The organism is Pseudomonas sp. KB_12 (assembly GCF_052114545.1).
Lineage (GTDB): Bacteria > Pseudomonadota > Gammaproteobacteria > Pseudomonadales > Pseudomonadaceae > Aquipseudomonas > Aquipseudomonas brassicacearum.
Map to the genome: position 1 here is coordinate 1 of NZ_JBFREY010000131.1, position 356 is coordinate 356.

1 protein-coding gene is annotated in these 356 nt (G+C 70.5%); it reads left to right on the forward strand.

The annotated features are described in order from the left end of the window. A partial coding sequence (locus AB4Z20_RS28160; protein ID WP_442091271.1) for an alkaline phosphatase family protein occupies positions 1 to 356 on the forward strand: 356 nt, incomplete at both ends.

Consider the following 356-nt stretch of genomic DNA (forward strand, 5'->3'; position numbering starts at 1 on the left):
CTCTCGTCCTGGCCGTCGCGGCCGGCGTCTCGGCCGGCGCCCTGCCCGCCGCCGCCTCCGCGCACCCCGCTGCTGCGGCATCCTCCCCGATCCAGCACGTCGTCGTGATCTTCGGTGAGAACGTCTCCTTCGACCACTACTTCGCCACCTACCCGAAAGCCGCGAACACCGCGGGCGAGACGGTTCAGGGTACGGGGGCCGCGGCCTCTTCGTTCACGGCGGCCAAGAGCACGCCGTCCGACATCGCCACGCTCGCGAATGCCGGCCTGCTCGCACCGAACAACCCCAACACGGCGCAGCCGAAGCGGCTCACCCCCGGTCAGGCCGTCACCTGCGACCAGGATCATGAGTACCTC